This window comes from Brevundimonas sp. EYE_349 (assembly GCF_023147505.1).
GTDB lineage: Bacteria > Pseudomonadota > Alphaproteobacteria > Caulobacterales > Caulobacteraceae > Brevundimonas.
This window is the reverse complement of record NZ_JAHXPB010000002.1, coordinates 294,805-315,371: the sequence shown is the minus strand read 5'-3', so window position 1 is coordinate 315,371 and position 20,567 is coordinate 294,805. Positions and strand designations below refer to the sequence as shown.

Genomic DNA, 20,567 nt, shown 5'->3' with positions numbered 1-20,567 from the left:
CGTCTGAAGAGGCCAGGAGAGGTCCGCCGCCGGCCGACCTCTCCTGAAGAGCGTCCCTTATTCCGTCGCACGCTTCGGCTTGGCCAGTTCGCGCTGGCCGGCCGTCCTGCGGCGCAGGATGCGGCGAGCGCCTTGGGCGAAGTCGTCGACGATGGTGAAGATGGCCGGGATGTAGAGCAGGCTGAGGAAGGTCGAGGAGATCAATCCGCCCAGCACGGCGATGGCCATGGGCGCGCGGAACTGGACGTCGGCGCCCACGCCCATGGCGATGGGCACCATGCCCGCCCCCATGGCGAAGGTGGTCATCAGAATGGGGCGGGCGCGCTTGTGCGCCGCGTCCAGTATGGCTTCGCGACGGGGCATTCCCTCCCGTTCGGCCATGATGACGTAATCGACCAGCAGGATGGAGTTCTTGGCCGCGATGCCCATCAGCATCAGCACCCCGATCAGGGCCGACATGGAGAAGTTGGCGCCCCCGATGGCCAGGGCGATGAAGGCGCCCCCAATGGCCAGGGGCAGGGCCGCCATGATGGTGATCGGATAGGCGAAGCTTTTGAACAGCAAGGTCAGCACCGCATACATCAGCAGCAGGCCCGCGGCGAAGGCGATGGCGAAGCCGGTCACCATTTCCTGAATGAACTCGGCGTCGCCGGCTGGCACCTGACGCACCCCGGCGGGCAGGTTCTTGACCGAGGGCAGGCGATTGACCGCCGCGCTGGCGGCGCCGGTCGTGGCGCCGTCCAGTTCGGCGCTGATGGAGGCGATCCGCGACCGGTCCTGGCGCGTGACCGTGGCGGGGCCGGCGCCGAAGCGGATGTCGGCGACGGCGCTCAGCGGCACCGAGGCGCCGTTGTTGGCCGGAACCCGCAGGTTCTCCAGCACCGTTAGGTCCTCGCGCGCCGCCTCGGTCAGTTGCAGGCGGATGGGAATCTGACGGTCGCCCAGATTGTATTTGGGCAGGTTCTGATCGACGTCGCCGATGGTGGCGACCCGAACCGCCTGCGAAATGGCGCCGGCTGAAACGCCCGCCAGGGCCGCCTCGTCGGGCCGCGGTGTGACCAGGATTTCCGGTCGCGCGATGGCGGCCGAGTTGACCACGTTCGCCAGGCCCGGAACGGTCCGCATCTCGGCCTCGACCTTGCGCGCCGCCGCGTTCAGGGCGTCGGGATTGTCGCTCAGAATCGAGAAGGTGTAGGTCGTGCCGTCGCCGGGACCGCCGCCCTGCTGGGCGATGCCGGCGCGGATGCGGGCGCCGGGGATCTTCTTCAGCTCATCCACCATGGCGCGGGCGAAGGCCTGCTGGCTCAGATCGCGGTCGCCCTTGGGCACCATGTCGGCATAGACATTGGCCTGGGTCACGTCCTGACCCCCGATGGCGGCATAGACCGACGTCACCTCGGGCCGGGCCTCGAGGGTGCGGGTCACCTGCTGCACCACCGCATCGGTCTGGCGCAGGGTCGCGCCGGGCGGCAGTTCGACCTGGAAGGCGGCGCGGGCGGTGTCGCCCGGCGACAGGAACTCGAACGACATCTTGGCCACGCCCGCCGTGACGATGGAGCCGACCAGGAACAGGATGCCCAGGACGAACACCTTCCAGCGATTGCCCAGCGACCAGCGCAGCGCCTTCAGATAGCCGCCCATCCAGAAGGGGTCCTTGTCCTCATGGTGGGTGTGTTTGAGGATATAGGCGGCCATCAGCGGCGTCAGGGTGCGCGCCACCAGCAGGGAGAAGACCACCGACACGCAGGCCGCTAGGGCGAAGGCCTTGAAGAACTGTCCGATGATGCCGGGCATGAAGCCCACGGGGGCGAACACGGCGACGATGGTGGCGGTGGTGGCCACGACCGCCAGGCCGATTTCGTCGGCCGCCTCCAGAGAGGCGTCATAGGGCGGTTTGCCGTCGCGCATGTGGCGGACGATGTTCTCGATCTCCACGATGGCGTCGTCGACCAGGATGCCGATGGTCAGCGACAGGGCCAGGAGCGTGACCACGTTCAGCGACTGGTCCATCGGCCCCAGGATGGCGAAGGTCGGGATCAGCGACATCGGCATGGCCGTCGCCGCGATGAAGGTCGCCCGCCAGTCGCGCAGGAAGATGAAGACGATGATGACCGCCAGAACGGCGCCCAGCAGCAGGGCCTCCAGCGAGGCCAGATAGGATTCCTCAATCTGTTCGACGCTGGCGGTGACCTGGCGGATGGTCAGTTCGGGATGGGCCTCGTTCAGGCGTTTGACCTCTTCGCGGACCTTGTCGGCGACCTTGACCTCGGAGGCGGTGCGCGAGCGCAGGAAGTTGAAGGTCACGGCCTCTTGGCCGTTGTAGCGGGCCAGGCGGCGCGGCTCGCTCCACTTGTCCTCGACCTTGCCCAGATCGGCCAGTCGCACCGTCTTGCCATCGCCCAGCGGCACCAGGGTGTCGCGCAGCTGTTCGACCGAGGTGGCCGAACCCAGGGTGCGGACGGACCGTTCGGACCCGGCGATGGTGACGCGCCCGCCCGGCAGGTTGTTGTTGACGTTGTTCAGGGCCTGGCTGACCTGAGCCGCCGTGACGCCATAGGCGGCCAGGCGCTGGGGATCCAGTTCGACCCGCATCTCGCGATCGACGCCGCCGGAGCGGTTGACCTGACCCACGCCGCCCAGCGCCAGCAGGGCGCGGCTGACGTCATTGTCGATGAACCAGCTGATTTCTTCCGGCGTCATGGTGGGCGAGCGCACGACATAGGTGATCAGGGCGTCGCCGGTGATGTCGATGCGCTGGACCGCCGGTTCCTGCATGTCCTGGGGCAGGCTGGCGCGCAGGCCGGTCATGGCGTTGCGCACGTCGTTGGTGGCCCGGTCGGTGTCGGTGCCCAGTTCGAACTCGATGGTCGTGGTCGAGACGCCGTCGGTGATGTTTGAGTTGATGTGGCGCACGCCCGACAGGCCGGCCAGCGAATCCTCGATCAGGCGCGTGACCTGCACCTCCATCTCCGCCGGGGCGGAGCCGGGACGGGCGGCGGTGACGGCGACCAGGGGGAAGTCGACGTCGGGGTTCTGATTGATCCGCATCCCCATGAAGCCGACCACGCCGCCGAGCGTCAGCAGCAGGAACAGCAGGATGATCGGAATGGGATTCTTGATCGCCCAGGACGACATCTGGTTCATGGCGTCGGTCCTACTTGGTCGCGGCGGGCGCGGCGGCAGCCGGCGCAGGGGCGCCCACGGCCGGTGCGACGTTGACGTGGTCGCCTTCGTTCAGGAAGCCCGCGCCGTCCACCACCACGCGCACGCCGGTGTTGACGCCCGACACCGCCGTCTGGGCGTCGGTGCGCGACAGGACCGTGATCGGGTGGAAATGAACCCTGTCGCCGTTCAGGACGAAGACGCCGGGCTTGTTCTCCCGGTACAGCACCGCCCCGGTCGGAACGGTGGTCGCCGGCTGGTCGCCCACGGCGATGTCGGCGCGCGCAAACATGCCGGGCCGCAGCTGGGTGCCGGGCGCCAGGGAGATGCGGGCCAGGCCCAGTCGGGTGGAAGCGTTGACCTCTGGCGTCACGATGCGGACGGAGCCGGTGGTCTGGCCGGCCTCGCTGGAGGTCACGGTCGCCGACTGGCCGGCGCGCACCAGGCCCAGCTCCGTCTCGGGCACCTGGGCGTCCAGCTCCAGCCGCCCGTCGCGGACCATGCGGAACAGTTCGGTTCCGGCCGCGATGATCTGGCCCTTGGTCACGCTGCGGCTGATGATCAGCCCGCCGACCGGCGCGCGGATGGTGGATTGGCTCAGCCGCGTCTGGGTTTCCGACAGGGCCGCGCGGGCGGCGGCCAGATTGGCCGTCGAGGACCGCTGATTGGCCAGTGCGGTGTCCAGCGACGCCTGGCTCAGGAAGCCGCGCGCCTTCAACTGCTGGGCGCGATCAAGCGCGGCGTCGTCGCGCGACACATTGGCCTGGGCCAGCTGGACCTGGGCCTGCTGCTGCTGAAGTTGGGCGCGCAGCAGGACGTCGTTCATCTGCACCAGCGGCTGACCCTGCCGGACGTAGGTTCCTTCGTCCACATAGACGGCGACGGCGGTCAGGCCGCCGGTCTCGGCCGCCACCGGCACCTCTTCCCAGGCCGACACGGTGCCGGACGCGGTCACGGTGCGGTTGAGGCTGGTCTGGGACACGGTGGCGACGCTGACGGTCTGGCGCGAACCGCCGGCCTTTTCTTCGGTCTTTTCCTCACCATGCCCGCCGCAACTCGCCAGCAGGAAGGCCGACAGGGCCATGGCGCCGACGTTGAGAGCGGTTCGGGTCGTCTTGGACACGGGGGATTTCCTCGGTTGCAGGCGAAGCGGATCGCCGGCTCGCGCCGGTTCTGGGGAAGGGCTGATGCATACCGCGTCAGGACAGTGTTCTCAAACGCGGAAGCGGTTTATTGCGAAGCTGTAATGTGACCCGACGCGCGACAGATCGGCCGTGCGTCTGGCCCCGCATGCTTACGCATGATAGGGGCGCGCGGATGACGACTCCTCCTATTTCGAACATTCGCAACTTCAGCGTGGTCGCGCATATCGACCACGGCAAGTCGACCCTGTCCGACCGGCTGATCCAGCACACCGGCGGCCTGACCGCGCGCGAGATGTCCGAACAGGTTCTCGACAACATGGAGATCGAGAAGGAACGGGGCATCACCATCAAGGCCCAGACGGTGCGCCTGACCTATCGGGCCAGGGACGGGCAGGACTACATCCTGAACCTGATGGACACGCCGGGCCACGTGGACTTCGCCTATGAGGTGTCGCGTTCGCTGGCCGCCTGCGAGGGCTCGCTGCTGGTCGTGGACGCCTCCCAAGGGGTCGAGGCCCAGACGCTGGCCAATGTCTATCAGGCCATCGACAACAACCATGAGATCGTGCCGGTCCTGAACAAGGTGGACCTGCCCGCCGCCGAGCCGGACCGGGTGCGCGCCCAGATCGAGGACGTCATCGGCATCGACGCCTCCGAAGCCGTCCTCGCCAGCGCCAAGTCAGGCATCGGCATCGAGGAGGTGCTGGAGGCCATCGTCACCAAGCTGCCGGCGCCCAAGGGGGATATCAATGCGCCGCTGAAGGCCATGCTGGTGGACGCCTGGTACGACCCCTATCTGGGCGTCGTCGTGCTGGTGCGGGTGTTCGACGGCGTGCTGAAGACCGGGATGCGGGTCAAGATGATGCGCAACGGCTCGACCCACCTGATCGACCGGGTCGGCGTCTTTCTGCCCAAGAACACGCCGGTCGACCAACTCGGCCCCGGCGAGGTCGGCTTCATCACCGCCCAGATCAAGGAAGTCGCCCACGCCGCCGTCGGCGACACTATCACCGACGAGAAGAAGCCGACGGCCGAGCCGCTGAAGGGGTTCAAGGAAGTCCAGTCGGTGGTCTTCTGCGGCCTGTTCCCGGTGGACGCCGCCGACTTCGAGGACCTGCGAGCCGCCATCGGCAAGCTGCGCCTGAACGACGCCTCCTTCACCTATGAGATGGAATCCAGCGCGGCGCTGGGCTTCGGCTTCCGCTGCGGCTTCCTGGGTTTGCTGCACCTGGAGATCATTCAGGAACGCCTCAGCCGCGAGTTCAACCTCGACCTGATCGCGACGGCGCCGTCGGTCGTGTACAAGATCGGCCTGCGCGACGGGACCGAGATGGACCTGCACAACCCGGCCGACCTGCCCGACGTGATGCAGATCGAGACCATCGCCGAACCCTGGATCAAGGCCACCATCCTGACGCCGGACGAATACCTCGGCGGCGTCATCAAGCTGTGCCAGGACCGTCGCGGCCAGCAGATCGAACTGTCCTACGTCGGCAACCGCGCCATGGTGGTCTATGAGCTGCCGCTGAACGAGGTGGTGTTCGACTTCTACGACCGGCTGAAGTCGATCTCCAAGGGCTATGCCTCGTTCGACTATGAGATCACCGAATACAAGGTCGGCGACCTGGTGAAGATGTCGATCCTGGTCAACGCCGAGCCGGTCGACGCCCTGTCCATGCTGGTCCACCGCGCCCGCGCCGAGACGCGCGGCCGGGGCATGGTCGAGAAGATGAAGGAACTGATCCCGCCGCACCTGTTCCAGATCCCGATCCAGGCGGCCATCGGCGGCAAGATCATCGCCCGCGAGACCGTGCGGGCGCTCCGCAAGGACGTGACATCCAAGTGTTACGGCGGCGACGCCACCCGCAAGAAGAAGCTGCTGGAAAAGCAGAAGGCCGGCAAGAAGCGGATGCGCCAGTTCGGCAAGGTCGAAATCCCGCAGGAAGCCTTCATCGCCGCCCTGAAGATGGACGAGGATTGAGGTTTTAACTTCCGCTCATCCCGGCGAACGCCGGGACCCTGGTCTTTGGCGTCGAATGGGGGGCGAATGACCACCGGCCTTCGGCCCACGCACTCTTCACCCGAAGCGCTTGGTTCCGGCTTTCGCAGGGATGAGCGGCCCGCAGCTCAATGCGCCCCGTTCAGCCGCTCGAACACCGCCTCATAGCCGTTCACCTCGGCGAACCGCAGGGGCTTGACCCGTTCGACCAGGATTTCGCCGCGCGGCGTATCCCCCCGCTCGATCAGGCCGATCACCTCGGCCGTATAGTCGGCCAGCGGCATGGAGTTGGGGTTCTCCGCATGGCCTGGCACGATGTCGGTGGCCACGGCGGGCGGGGCCAGCTCCAGCACCTCGACCGAGGTGTCGGCCAACTGATGCCGCAGCGACTGGGTCCAGGAATGGATCGCCGCCTTGGTGGCGTTATAGGTCGGCGTCGCCGTCAGGGGGATGAAGGCCAGGCCCGAGGTCACCGTCATCACCGTCGCCGTCGGCTGGGCCATCAGATGCGGCAGCAGCGCGGCCGTCAGGCGGATCGGCCCCAGCAGGTTGGTGGCGATGGTCGCCTCGACCGAGGCGAAGTCGAACGGCTGGGCCTTCAGGTCCTCGGCCTTCATGATCCCGGCGTTCAGGATGACGCCGTTCAGGGCGGGGTGATCCTTGACCACCTGGGCGCCGAAGGCGGCGACGGCGGCGGCGTCCTCCATGTCCAGCGTCGCCCAGGCCATGCCGGGATTGGCGGCCGCCGTCGCCTTCAGCACGTCTTCGCGACGGCCGGTGATGATGATCCGATTGCCGCGCGCGTGCAGCGCCTCGGCCAGGGCGCGGCCGATGCCCGTGCCGCCGCCGGTGATCAGCAGGGTGTTGTCGGTGATGTTCACGATCGTCTCCTCGGGGATGCGTCAGCGATGACGATGAGGTATGACCGTCACTCTCCAATCGAAAGTAGGCACTTGAAACCGCCCTACTTACCGTCTGGAAAGAAATGGCTATGACAACGCTTCCGCCCGCCAGAATCGCTCATCCCGAGACCGGAGAGGTCGCCGATCCGCGCGTCGAGGCCCTGGTCAACGACGTGATCGGCCGCGTCGCCGACAAATGGACCATGCTGATCCTGGAGGTCCTTGCCGAACACGGCGAGCAGCGCTTCACCCGCCTCGGCGGTCTGGTCGGCGGGATCAGCCAGAAGATGCTGACCCAGACCCTGCGTCAGATGGAGCGCGACGGCCTGGTCGTCCGCACCGTCCATCCCGTCATCCCGCCCAGGGTCGAATACCGCCTGACCGACCTGGGTTTCACCCTGGCCGAAGCCTTCTGCGGCGTCTGGATGTGGGCCGAAAAGAACATCGACCGCATCGAGGCGGCTCGGGCGGAGTTTGATGGGCGCAAGGGGTAGGGACGGTCGGCGCCCTCCGCACCTTGACAAAGACCAGTGTTTGTCGTCTATTTCTGTCATGACAGAAACAAGTGACCGATCCTTGCCGTTCGCCGTCGAACAGATCGTGCTGCGCTGGGGCGACCTGGGCGCCCAGTGGGGCGTCAATCGTTCGGTCGCGCAGATCCAGGCGCTGTTGTATCTCAGCGAGCAGCCGCTGACGGCTGAGGACATCGCCACGACCCTGGGGCTCGCCCGGTCGAATGTCTCCAACAGTCTGAAGGAACTGCTGAGCTGGAAGCTGATCCATCGGGTTCCGGTGCTGGGCGACCGTCGCGATCACTATCAGGCCGAAACCGATCTCTGGCAGATGGCCACCAAGGTCGCCCAGGGCCGCAAGGCGCGCGAGATCGACCCGATGGTGGCCGCCATCAACGAGGCCGTCGCCGGCGTCGACGCCCAGGGTTCCGGCGTCACCCCCGAGGTTCGCGCCCGGCTGGAGCGTCTGCAGGGCTTCGTCAACACCGTCGACGGCTGGTACCAGCAGATGCTGGACGTGCCGCCCGACACCCTGATGCGGCTGATCCGCATGGGGTCAAAGGTCGTCGGCCTGCTCAAGTTCGTCGGCAAGCAGGACCGAGGCGGATGATTCATTTGCCCTGCAATTTCTTTCTCTGCAGAAACAACTGACGGGGCCGTCATGACCCAGAAAGACCCCCAGATTTCCATCGCCCGCAGACGTCTGCGCGGACGCCTCCTTTCGGGCTTCGCCCTGGCCCTGGCCATCGCGTTCAGCGCCTTTGTCCTGTTTTCGGCGTCGCGGGCAGGTTCGATCTGGTTCGCCAGCGTATGGTTTCTGGCCCTGTTGCCGGCCGTCCTGTGCGCGCTGATCTGCTACATCGGCGACCCGGACAAGACCCGGTCGATCGGCTTCTACTGGCTGGCGCCCGTGATTTTGGGCGTGATCGTCTGTCTGGCTTCGGCCTTCATCCTGCATGAAGGCGTCATCTGCATCGTCATGCTGTCGCCGGTCTGGCTGCTCAGCGGCTGGGCGGGCGCGCTCATCATGCGCTCGCAGCGTCATCGCCGTGGCGGGACGCTGCAGTCCAGTTTCCTGATCATTCCCCTGGCGGCGGCGATGGTGGAGGCGCAGCTGCCCATGCCGCACGAAGCCGTTTCGCTGAGCCGCACCGTCGTGGTCCGCGCCGCGCCCGAGGACATCTGGCCCTATGCGGTGTCCAGTCGCGACATCGGCGAACAGGAGGGGCGCTGGACCATCACCCACAATATCCTGGGCATCCCTCGCCCGAAGGAATCCACCGTCGTCGGGACCGGCGTGGGGGCGGTGCGGACGGCCTATTGGGGTGATCACGTCAACTTCCAGGAACGCATCGTCGCCTGGGCGCCGGGCCGCAAACTGGGTTGGGACTTCAACTTCACCAACAGTTCGGTGCAGGACTATACCGACAAGCATATTTCGCCGGATGGCGAGTTCCTGAAGATCGAGTCCGGCGATTACGTCCTGCGCCCGATCTCGCCCGGCCTGACCGAAGTGACCCTGACGACCCGCTACATCGCCAAGACCCACGTCAACGCCTACGCCAAACTATGGGGCGAACTGATGATGGGCGACATTCAGGCCAACGTGCTCACCATCATCAAGACACGGGCCGAGCGCGACGCGCAGCGCGGCCGGGCCTGAGCTCAGGCCTGCACCGTCTCGGTGATGAAATGCCGGCCTTGCCGGTCCTCGATCTCCACCACCCACAGGTCGGGGTCATACCCGCGCTGGCGGGCGATATAGGCGTCCAGTTCGTTTTCGCTGTCGGACGTGACGGGCTGGATCCACAGGCGGTCGCCGTCGGTTCCGAAGGCTTCGGTGTAGAGGCGGGCGGTGCGGGTGGAGGTGTCGTAGGCCTTGACGATGACCGAGCCGGCGCGGTCGTCGCCCTTGTTGACCACGGTCGCATAGGCGCCCTCGATCTGGGCGCGGCGGATCAGGGCGCTGACCCAAAGGTCGCTGGAAAGAAGCAATTCGCTAACCCTGCTCGAACACGGAACCCCAACGCTGAGCCGCTAGGGTCGAGGCATGAGGATAGGCCTTTCCCCCCGGCGGACCCAAGCCCTGATGTCGGCGCTGCTGATCGCGGCGACGCCCGTCGCCGCTATGGCCGCGCCACAGGACCGCTATTATGAGCGCAGCTTCGTGCTGGCCGCCAACGACCGCTGCGGTCTGTTCGAGCCGCAACTGACCGCCGCCCTGACGGCCGCCGCCTATCAGGCGCGGGGCGCGGCCCTGCGGGCGGGCGCCAACGACCGGCAACTGGCCGAGACGGCCCAGCGGGCGCGGGCGCGGGCGGTCACCACGCCCTGCGGCTCGGCTGATCTGAAGACGGTTCAGGGCCGGGTGCAGACCGCCTTCTCCGGCTGGTCGCGCACCATGCGGATGCAGTTTCCCGGCGACCGCAGGGGCTGGAGCGCCGACCGCGCCGCCTATGCGCGCCCGACCTGGCGGCTGATGCAGGCGACCGTGACCGGCGCCTCGCCCGTGCGGTTCGGCATGGTGGGCGGCATGGACCGGCCCGACCAACTGGCCGCCGTGGTGTCCTGGCAGGGGCGGTCGCGCCCGACCGGCGTTCGGATCGTGATGCGCGACGCCGACGTGGCGCCGCGCCCGTGGCTGGCGCAGGGTCTGCCCCCCGCGGTCCAGCGCCGCGCCTTCTGGGCCGCGGGCACGCAGGCGGCCGACCGCACCCTGCTGTCCGAGGGCCGCGCGGACGGTCAGGCCTGGCTGTTCCCCGCCGAAGCCGCCGACGCCCTGTCGCGGCTGGACCCGCGCGAGGTCTTCACCGTCGAGTTCGTCTTCCGCGACGGCAGCATCGCCCGCTCCACCTTCGAAGCCGGCGACTTCGCGGCGGGCCGCGCCTTCTTGGCGATGGGGCGGGTTTAGGTTCGGCTTGTCGGCGTTCGCCTGACGTGCGTCTTTCGCACCATGCGCCAGATGCTGTCAGTCGCCGCCGTCTTCATCCTGGCCTCGGCCTGCTCCAAGGAGGATCGGCCGCCCCCGCCTGTGAGAGTTGTCGCCAAGCCGGACTTCGACCGCGAATACCTTTGGGACCAGGCCCCCGCGACGTGGGCGAGTGCGCCGACCCTGGTGATCGCTAAAAGAGACAGTCTTTACCCGACGGTGCCCGACGCCGAGCTGCTGCTGACCTGCGAAGCCGACGGAAGTTTGCATGTGCGGGGCGACGCCTACGGTTTTGCGACCGACCTGGGCGGTCCTCCGCAACTGCTGCCGATGTTCGGGCTTCGAAGCCCGGGTGTCTCGCTGTTGGGCGAGCCCGTCTGGGAGTACGGCGGCTTCGACATGTTCGCCTCCTACCGGCTGCATCCGTCCAGGAGCGAGCTGGCCGCCTTGCTGGGTGGAGCCTGGTTCGAGATCGGCGAGCGATTTGCGGATGGCGACGGCGCCATCCGATACCCGCCGCCGCCTGCCGAACTGACGCATCGGTTCATGCAGCGTTGCGACAAGGTGCGCGAGGCCGGATAAAAGCCGCCGGTCAGGTCTCGGCGAGGATGCGAGGGGGCGTCGCCTTGGGCTGTTCGGCGCCCACCATCACCGGCAACCGGATCAGCACCGCCGCGCCCTCGCCCAGGGTGCTGTCGATGGTCATGCGGCCGCCGTGCAGTTCGGTCAGGCTGCGGACCAAGGACAGGCCCAGGCCCGTGCCTTGGGCCTTCTGGTCGGCGCCGCCGGCCTGTTCGAAGGGGCGGCCCAGGCGTTTCAGGTCTTCGGGGGCGATGCCGACGCCGGTGTCCGACACCGCCAGTTCCAGGTCCGGGCCGTCCGCGTCCAGCGTCAGGGTGACGGAGCCGCCGGCCGGGGTGAACTTGACCGCATTGGACAGCAGGTTCAGCGCCATCTGCTTCAGGGCGCGGGCGTCGGCGCGCACCTTCAGCGGTTCGGCCGACAGGACGGCGGCCAGATCCACGCCCTTGTCGTCGGCCTGCAGCCGGACCAGGGCGACGGCGGCCGATACGGCGTCGCGCGCGTCGAACTCGGCGACGGCCAGCTGATAGCGTTCGGCCTCGATCTTGGACAGGTCCAAGACGTCGTTGATCAGGTCCAGCAGGTGGCCGCCCGCCTGGTGGATGGCGTCGGCGTAACCGGCGTAGCGGTCGGGCAGGGGGCCGAACAGGCGCTGGCGCATGATGTCGGCGAAGCCCAGAACGGCGTTCAGCGGCGTGCGCAGTTCGTGGCTCATATTGGCCAGGAAGCGGGTCTTGCCGGCGGACTGGGCCTCGGCCTCGACGCGGGCGGTCTCCAGCCCCAGTTCGCGGGCGAACTGGGCCGTGCCGTCGAACGCCTGGGCGATCAGGCGGGGGCGGCTGGCGGCCGGATCATGGAAGGGCGCCACGATCAGGATGACGCGGCGGTCCAGGGCGCTGCGCGGGCTGAACTGCACCTCGGCCGGCTGGCCCGACAGGGCGCGCGACAGGGCGGCGGCGACGGCCGGCCGGTCGGGCGCGTGGGCGCTGGCCACCAGCCCCTGGTCGATCAGGGCCGGAACCGACAGGGCGGGCGGGGCGGCGCCCCAGGTCGCGACCGCATGGCCCGACGGCTCCAGCAGAAGGGTCAGGCCGGGCTGGTCGTGCAGCAGGGCGGCGATGCGGTCGGCCTGGTCCTGCGCCTCGATCAGCCGCAGCCGCCGCTGGCCCCAGGTCAGGCGAAGGGCCGATCCCACGGCGCCCAGGGCCAGGAAGGCCGAGGCGGCGGCCAGCAGCGGTTCTTGCGCCTCCGGCCCGTTCAGCCAACTGGACGTCAGGCCGCTGAACAGCGGCGGCAGCAGGCCGCCCACCCCCAGCCAGGTCAGGCCGTCGCGGCCGTTCCGTTCGTGATTCAGGGCCACCCCGGCCGCCAGCGGCAGGACGACCAGGCCCGGCAGGGCGCCGGTGACGCCCCCGGTCAGGCCCGCCGCCGCCGTCGCCGCGACCATCCAGGCGACCATGATCGTCAGGCGCAGCGCCAGGGTGTCGCGCACCATCAGCGCCACCCCCAGCACTCCGGGCAGGGCCATGGTCAGCAGCGCCGCCAGCGGCCCGTTATGCAGGCTGCCCGCCATCTGGGCCGACAAGGCCGTCAGGCTGACCGCCACGGCCCAGACGGCGTGCCACAGCGCCACCAGCGGCGCGCCCGTCTGGGCGTCTTGCGGCGGCGGGCGCGGGTCGTCCTGGAAGCGGTGGCGAGGGAAGGGTGTCAATCGGTCGGGCCGGTGTTCTGTCTGATCCCAGATTAGTCCCCGCCTTGAGTCGGTGCGAGGCCGCTCCCCCCTCAGGCGAACCCCATGGCGGCGTTCACCATGAATATCCGGGGACAAAACGGCCGGTTGTCGTTAACGGCCGGGCGGCCTATCCAGCGCCCATGACCGCAAGCGCCCGCACGCCCCCGACCGAAAGCCTGGATCAGACTCTGGCCGAACTGGCCGAGGATTTCGACCTGCTGGGCGATTGGGAGCAGCGGATCGAATATGTGATCGAACTGGGCAAGGGGCTGGCTCCGCTGGACGAGGCCGACCGTGTCGAGGCCAACAAGGTGCCGGGCTGCGCGGCCCAGGTATGGCTGGCCGTGATGGCTGCGGACGGCCGCCTGTGGTTCGCCGCCGACAGCGACAGCGCCCTGTCCAAGGGCAATATCGCCCTGTTGCTGAAACTGTATTCCGGGCGCACGCCGTCCGAAATCCTGGCCTTCGACTCCAGGGCCGCCCTGGACCGCCTGGGCCTGCCCTCGGCCCTGACCCGCCAGCGCGCCAACGGCCTGAACAGCATGGTGGGGCGGATCAGGGAGGCGGCGCTGGCGGCGGGGTGAAGGTTACAGCGCGACCCTCAGCGAGGCGCGCACGCTGCGCGGCGCGCCGGGGAAGATCCACAGGGCGCTGTAGGAGCTGGCGGCGTATCGCTCGTCGAACAGGTTGTCGACCTCGACCCGCGCCGTGACCTGGCGGGTCAGCCCATAGTCCAGCGCCGCCTTGGCCTTCCAGTAGGCGGGCAGTTCGGGCGCGCCCAGCGCCAGACCGCCGGCCCGCTCGCCGACATAGGATGCGCCGGCCATGAAGGACCAGTCCGTGCCGTGCGGGGTGGCGAACCGGCCGATCACGAACAACGAACCCGAGTGTTCGGGCACGTTCAGCACGGCGTCGCTGGCGAACCGGCTGTCGTCGGCCTTGGCGTCGGTCCAGCTGTAGTTGGCGACCACCTGCCAAGCGTTGTCGATCTTCAGCGACCCGTCCAGCTCGATCCCTCGCGTGGTCAGCTTGCCGACTGGCGCCAGGTAGTTGCCGGGATCCAGAACAGTCGAGTCATAGGGTTCGGTGGTCAAGATGTTCGACTTCTCGATGTCGAAGACAGTGGCGGCGAGGTCCAGTCCCTCCCAGGCGCCGGCCAGGCCGATCTCATAGCCCTGGCCCTTTTCGGGCGCGAAGCCCGCGCCGTTGCGGCCCGTGCCTGAGTTCAGCACGAACGACCGGCCATAGCTGGCGTGGGCGGTGATGGTGTCGGTCAGGCGGTATCGGGCGGCGAAGCGATAATCGAACGGCGTGTCCGCCGCCTCACCCAACGCGCCGGTGCGATTGTTGCGGATGCTCTGGCTGTAGTCGTCCAGCCGCAGGCCCGCCGACAGGCTCAGGCGGTCGTTCACCTCCCACAGGTCCTGGGCGTACAGGGTCACGACCTCGCGCGTCTCCAGATTGTCGGTGAAGGGCAGGGGCGCGGGCGCCGGAACCGCGCCATAGACCGGGTTGAAGACATTGATCGGATAGGGGTTGGCCGCCGTCGGATTGATCCGCAGCCACTTCTCTCCATAGGTCAGCTTGTAGCCCTTGAGCCCGAAGGCGAGGTTGTGGACGCCCAGGCCGGTCGCGACCGCGCCGTTCAACTCCAGCCGCGCCGACAGGTCCTCGACGCTGAAGTCGCGGCCCCGACGCTGGCGCCACAGCTGATCGTCGACCAGGCGCGACTGATCGCTGGACAGGCCACGCAGCGAGCCGCCGCGCCAGGCGATCCCGCCGTTCAGGCTCCAAGCGCCGTTCAGGGCGTATTCGCCCGTGATTTGATGCCGTTCGTTGCGGAACCGGGTCTGGCCGTCGCCCGGCTCGCCGTAGTAGTTCGATTCCGGCAGGGCCAGGGCGTCGCCTTTGATCGCGGGCATCCCCCGGTCGAACAAGGTGGTGAAAGTGGTGAACTCTCCCACATAGGTCAGGCGCAGATCGGCGTTGGGCCGCCAGGTCAGGGACGGCGCGACCACGGTGCGGTCCAGGCCGACATGATCGCGCCAGCCCGTGCTGGTCTCGCCCGCCAGGACGATCCGCCCGGCCAGTTCCTCGGTGATCGGGCCGGTCAGGTCCAGTTCGCCGCGTCTCAGACCGAAGGACCCGACGGTTCCGGTGAAGACGGCGGCGGTCGCGAACTTGGGCGTCTTGGACACCAGATTGATGCGGCCCGCCGGATCGATGTCGCCGAACAGGGCGCCGGACGGGCCCTTCAGCACCTCGATCCGTTCGGCCGTGACCGGGTCGCGGGGCGGGGCCATGCCGCGATTGGCCAGGAAGCCGTCAACGTAATATTCCGCCCCGCCGTCCGGCGTGCCGAGGAAGCCGCGGATGGCGAAATTGTCCATCACCCCGCCGCGGTTGTTCTGCTGACTGACGCCGCTGACCAGCTCCAGGGCGTCGACCAGGCGGGTGGCGCCGACGGCCAGGATCAGGTCGTTCTCGATCGAGCGGCTGGACGGGGACATGGTCTGGGTGTCGCGCCCGGCGCCCAGGGTGCGGTCGCGCGGCGCCGTGCGACGGCCCAGGACGACGATTTCGCCCAGGGCGGCCGGTTCGACAGCCGCCTCCGGCGCAGGGGCGACAGGCGGTTGGGCGGCGGCCAGCAGGCAGGCGCCGGCGCAGCTCGAAAGCAGGGACAAGTCAGGCTCCGTTTGAAACGTTATACTATATCGGCTATCCGCTCGGGCATGACGCTGTCAACCGCCGCAACGCTTTCGCCTTCCGCCCCGCGCCGCGCCGTGGCCCGATCCCGCGCCGCCGCCGGCGTCGGGGCGCGCATCCGCTCCATCGACGCCCTGCGGGGACTGGTGATCCTGCTGATGCTGGTCGATCATGCGCGGGAGTTCTTCTTCATTCACGCCCAGGTCTTGGACCCGATGGACGTGTCGGCGACGACGCCCGGCCTGTTCTTCACCCGGCTGTCGGCCCACCTGTGCGCTCCGGTTTTCGTCGCCCTGACGGGACTGGCGGCCTGGCTCTATGCGGACAAGACCGCGGCGGGCGGGAACCGGGCGCGGGCCGCCTCGGGCTTTCTGCTGAAGCGCGGCCTGTTCCTGGTGGCGCTGGAGCTGACGGTGGTCAGTTTCGCCTGGACCTTCTCCCTGACGCCGCAGACCATCTATCTGCAGGTGATCTGGGTCATCGGCCTGTCGATGATCGCCCTGGCGGGTCTGGCGCATCTGCCGCGCCCGGCCCTGATCGCGGTGGGCCTGGCGATCGTGCTGGGCCACAATCTGCTTGACGCGATCAGCGTTCAGCCGGGTCAGCCGGGCCATGCGATCTGGGCCATCCTGCACGACCGGGGCTTCATCGACCTGTCCGGGTTGGGACTGGGGGTCGAACAGGCCCGGACCTCCTATCCGTTGCTGCCGTGGATCGGCGTCATCGCCCTGGGCTACGGGGTCGGTCCCTGGTTCGCGGGGGCGCAAGCCGCGCGCCTGAAGCGTCTGGCGGCGACCGGCCTTTCGGCCCTGGCCCTGTTCGCGGTCCTTCGCGCGATCAACCTGTATGGCGATCCGACGCCTTGGGCCGTGCAGGCGACGCCCTTGCAGACGGCGATGAGCGTGCTGAACCTGACCAAATATCCGCCGTCGGCCGATTTCATCCTGCTGACCCTGGGTGGTGGCGCCCTGCTGCTGGCGGGGCTGGAGCGGGCGTCGGATCGGCTGGTCGGTCTATTGGCCGTGTTCGGCGCGGCCCCGCTGTTCTTCTATCTGATCCACCTCTACGGCCTGCATATGCTGCAACTGGCGGCGCTGGCGGTGTTCGGGGCCAATCAGGGCGATGGGTTCGCGGTGCCGGGCGTGGGCTGGCTCTGGGCGCTGGCGGCCGTCGTCGCCCTCCCGTGCTGGTTCGCCTGCCGCTGGTTCGGCCGGATCAAGCGGACCAGCGGCCAGCCCTGGATGAAATACCTCTAGACCCCGATGCCATAATGTTCGGCCAGGGCCTGGAGTGCGTGTTTCAGCACCGTCTTGCCCTGGCGGCGACGCAGGCCCAGCCCGGTTTCGGCCAGTTGCAGGCTGTCGCCATGGATGCAGATGCGGTTCAGCATCGGACGCAGGCGCGGGCCGACCGCCGCCAGCGCCGCCTCCACCCGACGCCCGGCCGACAGGGCGCGGTCGCTGGGCTCCAGCCGCGCGGCGGTTCCGGCGCCGGACGTCGGCAGGGCGTCCCAGCGCATGGTCAGGGACGGGCCGCGCAGGGCGAACTCGGCTTCGCGCCGCAGACGCTCCCCCGCCGCCGCCTCGGCCGGCGTCAGCCAGGGGCGGCCCGAGACGTCCTTTCGCCGCGCCAGCCAGGCGATGGGGCTTTCGCCCAGATTGGCCGCCCGTCGCGCCACCCGACCGTCGGGCTGGATCAGGTCCCGTTCGCCCAGGACCATGCCCGGTCGGCCGGGCGGAGGCGAAGCCGCCGTCTCTCCCTCGGGCCGGGCCTGCCAGCCGCCGCCGGGCCGCGCGCGCAGACCGGGCCTTTCGATCAGGGCGCGGAACTCGGCCTCGTTCAGCGTCAGGCTGATCCGACTGCGCCGATCCGCCGACAGCCGCAGCGCATAGCCGTCGCCGTCGCCGCTGGGGGCCAGCCAGGCGTCGGGGCGGTTCATCAGGCTGCGCGCCCGCTCCACGATGCGGCTCATCGGGCCAGGTCCATTACGGGCGGCTGATACAGGGTCTGGATGCAGGTCTCCAACTCGCTCAGCAGATCGTCGACCGGCCGGCGTTCGCGTTCGTCCTCGACCCAGCGACAGGCGGCCCCGGCGCTGGCCCGATTGACGCCGAAGACGTGGCTGACCCGCTCCAGCGTCCAGCCGAAGGCGATGTGCGACAGATACATGGCCAGCCAGCGCGGACGGGCCATGCGCGGATTCATCCGGCCCTTTCCCATCATCTGCGACGGCAGGGCCCCGGTGCGCACGGCGACCAGATGCACGGCCAGCCCGGCCTTGATCCGGTCCTCCTCGCTGACCGGCACGATATACTCCTCCACGGCGAACGCCTCCCTGTTCTTCTGAACTCCGACGCCGACACCATAAGGCGTCCCGACATCGTGGTAGGAATAAAAACCTATTCGACGTCAAAATCGGTCGTGGCGCCTTAACCGCCTTGAGGTTGTGAGATGGGCGATGCGCTGGATAGCGGCGGGCGTCGTTCACGTCCCGCGTGGCTTGGCTGGGAACATGGTTAATAAATTTCGAATCGTTGACTCCGGCTACTCGACGGCGATTCGCAAATCAGCCTAGATTCGACTCAATCGAATGACGTTAACCCTTCTTAAGGTTTTCACGTCTTAACCTGCGAACAAGGTTACCCCGGCCGTGCGTCAGGGTGGTTACCGCAAAGCTATGGCCTGGAGGGGCACGAATGCGCGTCCTGTTGATTGAAGACGATCACGCAACTGCCCAAAGCATCGAACTGATGCTGAAGTCGGAAGGCTTCAACGTCTACACGACCGACCTGGGCGAAGAAGGCATCGATCTGGGCAAGATCTATGACTACGACCTCATTCTTCTTGACCTGAACCTGCCGGACATGAGCGGCCTTGAGGTCCTGCGCCAGCTGCGCGTGGGCAAGGTCAACACCCCCGTCATGATCCTGTCGGGCAGCCACGAGATCGAAACCAAGGTCAAGACCTTCGGCGGCGGCGCCGACGACTACATGACCAAGCCCTTCCACAAGGACGAGCTGATCGCGCGCACCCACGCCGTGGTCCGCCGCTCCAAGGGCCACGCCCAGGCCATCATCCACACTGGTGAGATCGCCGTGAACCTGGACGCCAAGACGGTCGAGGTGAACGGTCACCGCGTGCATCTGACCGGCAAGGAATACCAGATGCTGGAGCTGCTCTCCCTGCGCAAGGGCACGACCCTGACCAAGGAAATGTTCCTGAACCACCTGTACGGCGGCATGGACGAGCCCGAGCTGAAGATCATCGACGTCTTCATCTGCAAGCTGCGCAAGAAGCTGGCCACCGCCGCCGACGGCAAGCATTACATCGAAACCGTCTGGGGCCGCGGCTACGTCCTGCGCGACCCGTCCGAGAGCGTCGTCACCGTCGCCGCCTGATCGTTTTTCGATCTGCCGATTTCGAAACGCCCGCCGGAAACGGCGGGCGTTTTTGCGTTTCGCCTACTGCCGCCTGGCCGGCATGTCGCGGCCGCCCTGGTGCAGGACCAGTCCATGGACGGCGCCGGTCGCGTCGCGGGTGAAGGTGATCTGGGCGTCGACGGCGGTCAGGTAGAAGGCGTCCTCGGCCTCCGCCGTCAGTTCGAACGCCTTCTGGCCCGTGGCCTGGGCCGTCAGCTTGCCGTCCACGACCGACACGGTCAGGGCGAAGGCGGGCGACAGGGCGTAGACGCCCTCATAGGCCCTCAGCGCCTCGGGCGACACGGCGACGGCGCGGCGCTCGCTGGCCAGGGTGACGGTCCCGCCGCGGGCCAGGGCGACCAGGGCCGCGCCCAGCTTGTCCGGCGCCTCGCCGTTCAGATTGCCCAACACGATCACGGCAGTCCGGTCGCCCGGATCATAGGCCATATAGGTGTTGAAGCCCTCGATGGCGCCATTGTGCCAGACCAGGCGCCGGCCATCGGACTCGCTGACGATCAGGCCCATGGCGTAGCCGTCGCGAACGGGCGTCGTCAGGGCGGTCAGGGACTGGGCGTTCAGAAGCCGGCCGCCGAACAGACCCTGTTCCCACTTCAGCAGGTCGTGGGTCGTTGAATACAGGGCGCCGGCGCCGGTCGGGATGCTCATGTCCACATAGTCGGCGTTGACGACCCCGTCGGCGCCCGGCGCATAGCCCGAGGCCCGGCGGGGCAGGACGACCTCATGGCGGTCATAGCCGCTGTCGTTCATGCCCAGCGGCTGGAACAGGTTGGCGGTCACGAAGTCGGCGTAGGTCTGGCCGCCAGCCGCCTCGACGATGGCGCTGAGCAACACATAGCCCGAGTTGGAATAGGCGAAGCGCGAGCCGGGCGCGAAGTTCAGCGGGCGGTCGCGGAACCGGGCGATCAACTGCTCCAGCGTCGACGGCCGCGTCTTCAAATCCTGATAGTCGGGAAAGGCGGTGAAGTTCGGCACGCCCGCCGTGTGGCTGAGCAGATGGCGCGGGGTGATCGCGTCCCAGGCGGCCGGGGCGTCGGGCAGCCAGGTCTTGATCGGCGCGTCCAGGTCGAGCTTGCCCTGTTGGTTCAACAGCATGACGGCGACGGCGGTGAACTGTTTGGACAGGGACCCCAGGCGGAACTTCACATCCCCGTCGTTGGGGATGTTCCACTCGCGATTGGCCAGGCCGTAGCCCTGATCCAGCAGGATGCGGCCGTCGCGCGCGACCAGGACGGCGCCCGAAAAGGCGTCGGCGTCGCTGGAGGCGCGCACGACCTGATCCATGCGCCCGACGTCCTGGGCCTTGGCCTGATTTGCCGCCAAGGGACCGAAGGCGAGGGCGAGCGTGCCGACGGCGACCAGCAGGCGGGCGGTGGTGCGTGGGGCGACGGGCGAATGGGGCAAGGCGGTCTCTCCTGAACGCGCCACGCTGACGCTTTCAACAAGAGGCGGCGAGGGGGC

Annotated in this window: 18 protein-coding genes; 9 read left to right on the top strand and 9 right to left on the bottom strand. The window is 68.1% G+C overall.

Features of this window, described 5'->3' with window-relative positions; all coding sequences use genetic code 11:
- Positions 1–57: 57 nt before the first annotated feature.
- Positions 58–3,144 carry an efflux RND transporter permease subunit gene (locus tag KZX42_RS05245; RefSeq protein ID WP_248117742.1) on the bottom strand — a complete coding sequence of 1,029 codons (3,087 nt, stop codon included), beginning with the start codon at positions 3,142–3,144 and terminating at the stop codon, positions 58–60.
- Positions 3,145–3,154: 10 nt separating this feature from the next.
- The gene (locus KZX42_RS05240; protein WP_248117740.1) at positions 3,155–4,285 is read right to left on the bottom strand and encodes an efflux RND transporter periplasmic adaptor subunit; all 1,131 of its coding nucleotides are present in this window, start codon (positions 4,283–4,285) and stop codon (positions 3,155–3,157) included.
- 194 nt (positions 4,286–4,479) lie between these two features.
- Here KZX42_RS05240 and lepA point away from each other — a divergent pair, with 194 nt between their 5' ends.
- Positions 4,480–6,288, top strand: coding sequence for a translation elongation factor 4 (lepA, locus tag KZX42_RS05235; RefSeq protein WP_087120456.1), 1,809 nt, complete (start codon positions 4,480–4,482; stop codon positions 6,286–6,288).
- Positions 6,289–6,434: 146 nt separating this feature from the next.
- Here the strand turns inward: lepA and KZX42_RS05230 are convergent, their stop codons facing one another.
- Entirely contained in the window at positions 6,435–7,187 is a 753-nt protein-coding gene (locus tag KZX42_RS05230; protein WP_248117738.1) for an SDR family NAD(P)-dependent oxidoreductase, read from the bottom strand.
- A gap of 110 nt (positions 7,188–7,297) precedes the next feature.
- On the opposite strand from KZX42_RS05230, the gene KZX42_RS05225 reads away from it, so the two are divergent.
- The 3 genes from KZX42_RS05225 (at position 7,298) to KZX42_RS05215 (ending at position 9,383) form a co-directional block, all read left to right on the top strand.
- A complete protein-coding gene (locus KZX42_RS05225) occupies positions 7,298–7,702 on the top strand; it encodes a helix-turn-helix domain-containing protein (protein WP_248117735.1) in 405 nt (134 codons plus the stop codon).
- An 82-nt stretch (positions 7,703–7,784) separates the two neighbouring features.
- Positions 7,785–8,330, top strand: coding sequence for a MarR family transcriptional regulator (locus KZX42_RS05220; protein WP_248117734.1), 546 nt, complete (start codon positions 7,785–7,787; stop codon positions 8,328–8,330).
- A 51-nt stretch (positions 8,331–8,381) separates the two neighbouring features.
- Positions 8,382–9,383 carry an SRPBCC family protein gene (locus tag KZX42_RS05215; RefSeq protein WP_248117732.1) on the top strand — a complete coding sequence of 334 codons (1,002 nt, stop codon included), beginning with the start codon at positions 8,382–8,384 and terminating at the stop codon, positions 9,381–9,383.
- 2 nt (positions 9,384–9,385) lie between these two features.
- Here KZX42_RS05215 and KZX42_RS05210 read toward each other — a convergent pair whose 3' ends face one another.
- Positions 9,386–9,715, bottom strand: coding sequence for a DUF1491 family protein (locus KZX42_RS05210; RefSeq protein WP_248117727.1), 330 nt, complete (start codon positions 9,713–9,715; stop codon positions 9,386–9,388).
- Between the two features lie 94 nt (positions 9,716–9,809).
- Between KZX42_RS05210 and KZX42_RS05205 the strand changes: the two genes are divergently transcribed.
- Both KZX42_RS05205 and KZX42_RS05200 read left to right on the top strand, forming a co-directional pair.
- A complete protein-coding gene (locus tag KZX42_RS05205; protein ID WP_248117726.1) occupies positions 9,810–10,631 on the top strand; it encodes a hypothetical protein in 822 nt (273 codons plus the stop codon).
- Positions 10,632–10,673: 42 nt separating this feature from the next.
- Positions 10,674–11,231 (top strand): hypothetical protein, encoded by a 558-nt coding sequence (locus KZX42_RS05200; RefSeq protein ID WP_248117725.1) that lies wholly within the window; start codon positions 10,674–10,676, stop codon positions 11,229–11,231.
- 10 nt (positions 11,232–11,241) lie between these two features.
- Here the strand turns inward: KZX42_RS05200 and KZX42_RS05195 are convergent, their stop codons facing one another.
- Positions 11,242–12,942 (bottom strand): HAMP domain-containing sensor histidine kinase, encoded by a 1,701-nt coding sequence (locus KZX42_RS05195; protein WP_248117724.1) that lies wholly within the window; start codon positions 12,940–12,942, stop codon positions 11,242–11,244.
- Between the two features lie 161 nt (positions 12,943–13,103).
- On the opposite strand from KZX42_RS05195, the gene KZX42_RS05190 reads away from it, so the two are divergent.
- Positions 13,104–13,547 carry a SufE family protein gene (locus KZX42_RS05190; RefSeq protein WP_248117723.1) on the top strand — a complete coding sequence of 148 codons (444 nt, stop codon included), beginning with the start codon at positions 13,104–13,106 and terminating at the stop codon, positions 13,545–13,547.
- A gap of 3 nt (positions 13,548–13,550) precedes the next feature.
- On the opposite strand, the gene KZX42_RS05185 is transcribed toward KZX42_RS05190, so the two are convergent.
- Positions 13,551–15,647, bottom strand: a complete 2,097-nt coding sequence (locus tag KZX42_RS05185; protein ID WP_248117722.1) for a TonB-dependent siderophore receptor — start codon at positions 15,645–15,647, stop codon at positions 13,551–13,553.
- 48 nt (positions 15,648–15,695) lie between these two features.
- Here KZX42_RS05185 and KZX42_RS05180 point away from each other — a divergent pair, with 48 nt between their 5' ends.
- Positions 15,696–16,925, top strand: a complete 1,230-nt coding sequence (locus KZX42_RS05180) for a heparan-alpha-glucosaminide N-acetyltransferase domain-containing protein (RefSeq protein ID WP_248117721.1) — start codon at positions 15,696–15,698, stop codon at positions 16,923–16,925.
- Here the strand turns inward: KZX42_RS05180 and KZX42_RS05175 are convergent.
- Both KZX42_RS05175 and KZX42_RS05170 read right to left on the bottom strand, forming a co-directional pair.
- Positions 16,922–17,641: a DUF6456 domain-containing protein gene (locus tag KZX42_RS05175; protein WP_248117719.1), complete on the bottom strand. Its 720-nt coding sequence runs from the start codon at positions 17,639–17,641 to the stop codon at positions 16,922–16,924. The two genes, KZX42_RS05180 and KZX42_RS05175, sit on opposite strands and share 4 nt — an antisense overlap.
- Entirely contained in the window at positions 17,638–17,991 is a 354-nt protein-coding gene (locus KZX42_RS05170) for a chromosomal replication initiator DnaA (RefSeq protein ID WP_248117717.1), read from the bottom strand. Before KZX42_RS05170 ends, KZX42_RS05175 begins: the two co-directional genes overlap by 4 nt.
- Before the next feature lie 374 nt (positions 17,992–18,365).
- Here KZX42_RS05170 and ctrA point away from each other — a divergent pair, with 374 nt between their 5' ends.
- Positions 18,366–19,067 carry a response regulator transcription factor CtrA gene (gene ctrA / locus KZX42_RS05165; protein WP_135193504.1) on the top strand — a complete coding sequence of 234 codons (702 nt, stop codon included), beginning with the start codon at positions 18,366–18,368 and terminating at the stop codon, positions 19,065–19,067.
- Positions 19,068–19,130: 63 nt separating this feature from the next.
- Here the strand turns inward: ctrA and KZX42_RS05160 are convergent, their stop codons facing one another.
- A complete protein-coding gene (locus KZX42_RS05160; RefSeq protein ID WP_248117715.1) occupies positions 19,131–20,534 on the bottom strand; it encodes a serine hydrolase in 1,404 nt (467 codons plus the stop codon).
- Positions 20,535–20,567 lie beyond the last annotated feature (33 nt).

What these genes read in the sequence shown, in the direction of transcription:
- KZX42_RS05245 (WP_248117742.1), bottom strand. Translation starts at nt 3,144, where the DNA reads ATGAACCAGATGTCGTCCTGGGCGATCAAGAATCCCATTCCGATCATC.
- KZX42_RS05205 (WP_248117726.1), top strand. Translation starts at nt 9,810, where the DNA reads ATGTCGGCGCTGCTGATCGCGGCGACGCCCGTCGCCGCTATGGCCGCG.
- lepA (WP_087120456.1), top strand. Translation starts at nt 4,480, where the DNA reads ATGACGACTCCTCCTATTTCGAACATTCGCAACTTCAGCGTGGTCGCG.
- KZX42_RS05180 (WP_248117721.1), top strand. Translation starts at nt 15,696, where the DNA reads ATGACGCTGTCAACCGCCGCAACGCTTTCGCCTTCCGCCCCGCGCCGC.
- ctrA (WP_135193504.1), top strand. Translation starts at nt 18,366, where the DNA reads ATGCGCGTCCTGTTGATTGAAGACGATCACGCAACTGCCCAAAGCATC.
- KZX42_RS05225 (WP_248117735.1), top strand. Translation starts at nt 7,298, where the DNA reads ATGACAACGCTTCCGCCCGCCAGAATCGCTCATCCCGAGACCGGAGAG.
- KZX42_RS05215 (WP_248117732.1), top strand. Translation starts at nt 8,382, where the DNA reads ATGACCCAGAAAGACCCCCAGATTTCCATCGCCCGCAGACGTCTGCGC.
- KZX42_RS05200 (WP_248117725.1), top strand. Translation starts at nt 10,674, where the DNA reads ATGCGCCAGATGCTGTCAGTCGCCGCCGTCTTCATCCTGGCCTCGGCC.
- KZX42_RS05175 (WP_248117719.1), bottom strand. Translation starts at nt 17,641, where the DNA reads ATGAGCCGCATCGTGGAGCGGGCGCGCAGCCTGATGAACCGCCCCGAC.
- KZX42_RS05190 (WP_248117723.1), top strand. Translation starts at nt 13,104, where the DNA reads ATGACCGCAAGCGCCCGCACGCCCCCGACCGAAAGCCTGGATCAGACT.